This is a genomic window from Cupriavidus sp. KB_39 (assembly GCF_052114485.1).
In the GTDB taxonomy this organism is placed as follows: domain Bacteria; phylum Pseudomonadota; class Gammaproteobacteria; order Burkholderiales; family Burkholderiaceae; genus Cupriavidus.
This window is the reverse complement of the sequence record NZ_JBFREV010000114.1, coordinates 1-1,753: the sequence shown is the minus strand read 5'-3', so window position 1 is coordinate 1,753 and position 1,753 is coordinate 1. Positions and strand designations below refer to the sequence as shown.

Below are 1,753 nucleotides of genomic sequence, written 5' to 3'. Positions count from 1 at the left end.
AAGGCCGGCGCCACCGCTGAGGAGATGGCTGCCGCCCAGGCTGGGCGTGCCGAGGATGCCCGGACGGCCGCCGCGCTGGCCTTCGCGCTGAAGCTGGTGAACGACCGGGGCCAGGTGTCGGACGCCGACGTGGCCCAACTGCGGGAAGTCGGCTTCGGCGACGAAGAAATCGTGGAAATCGTCGCCCACGTGGCACTGAACCTGTTCACCAACTACATCAACGTGGCGCTGAACGTGCCGGTGGATTTCCCCGGCGTGAAGCTCAACCCACGTTGAGCCGGTAAGCCGCCGTCTAGCGCAGCAGGTTCGACCGCGCCAGCTCGATGACCTCGTCGGCGCGGCCGTTCATCACGGCCTTCATCGCCCACAGGCTGAAGCCCTTGACCTGCTCCGCCTTCAGGGACGGCGGCATCGCCAGTTCCTGCGTGTTGGTCACCACGTCGAGCAGGGCGGGCCCGTCATGCGCCAGCATGGTGGCGATGGCCTCCGGCAGCAGCAGCGGGTCTTCCACGCGCTGGGCATGCACGCCGATGGCGCGCGCCATGGCCGCGAAATCGGGATTCTGCAGCGACGTGCCCGACTCCAGGTAGCCAGACGCCTTCATCTCCAGCGCGACAAAACCGAGCACGCTGTTGTTGAAGATCACCACTTTGACGGGCAGGCCCTGCTGGGAAAGCGTCAGGAAATCGCCCATCAGCATTGCAAAACCGCCGTCGCCGGACAGGCTGATGACCTGCCGCCCCGGATAGGCGGACTGGGCGCCAATCGCCTGCGGCAGCGCGTTCGCCATCGACCCATGCGCGAGCGACCCGATCAGCCGGCGCTGGCCGTTCATGCGCAGGTAGCGCGCGGCCCAGATCGTCGGCGTGCCGACGTCGAAGGTGAAGACGGCGTCCTCGGCGGCCTGCTCGCTCAGCAGGCGGGCCAGGTACTGCGGATGGATGGGCTTGCGGCCACTGTCGCCCGTGGCGAGGTCGTCCAGTTGACGGCGTGCGTCGCGATAGTGGCGCAGGCTCGCCGCCAGATGGGCTTCGTCGGCCTTGGGGGCCAGGCGGGGCAGCAGGGCGTCCAGCGTGGCGCCGACATCGCCGACCAGCCCCATGTCCAGCCGCGTGCGGCGCCCGAGGTTTTCCGGACGGATATCGATCTGCACGACCTGCGCGCCCTCGGGGTAGAACTGGCGATAGGGGAAATCGGTGCCGAGCATCAGCAGCGTGTCGCATTCCTGCATGGCGTGGTAGCCGGAGCTGAAGCCGATCAGCCCGGTCATGCCCACGTCGTACGGATTCTCGTATTCGATGTACTCCTTGCCGCCCAGGGCGTGCACCACGGGTGCCTTCAGCGTGGCCGCCAGTTGCACCACCTGGTCGTGCGCGCCGGCGCAGCCGCGCCCGCACAGCAGCGTTGTGCGCTGGCTGCCGCGCAGCAGGCTGGCCAGGGCGTCGAGCGAGTCGGCGTCCGGCGTGACCACCGGGGGCCGCAAGGCAATGGCGGCGGGCGCGGACTCGGCGAACGTGCCCTCGCGCAGCGCCACATCGCCCGGAATCACGATCACGGCCACGCCCCGGCGGCCCACTGCCGCGCGGATCGCGGATTCGAGTACGCCGGGCAACTGCTCGATGCTGGTGACGAGTTCGCAGTAGTGGCTGCACTCCCGGAACAACTGCTCGGGATGCGTCTCCTGGAAGTAGCCACGGCCGATTTCGGCGCTCGGGATATGGGCGGCGATGGCCAGCACCGGCACGCCGGAGCG

2 protein-coding genes are annotated in these 1,753 nt (G+C 68.7%); one reads left to right on the top strand and one right to left on the bottom strand.

Annotated features, from left to right (window positions below; all coding sequences use genetic code 11):
• A partial coding sequence (locus AB4Z27_RS28860; RefSeq protein ID WP_441645966.1) for a carboxymuconolactone decarboxylase family protein occupies window positions 1-276 on the top strand: 276 nt, incomplete at its 5' end.
• 16 nt (window positions 277-292) lie between these two features.
• On the opposite strand, the gene poxB is transcribed toward AB4Z27_RS28860, so the two are convergent.
• Window positions 293-1,753, bottom strand: a 1,461-nt coding sequence (poxB, locus tag AB4Z27_RS28855) for a ubiquinone-dependent pyruvate dehydrogenase (RefSeq protein ID WP_441645965.1), incomplete at its 5' end; no start/stop codon positions are given.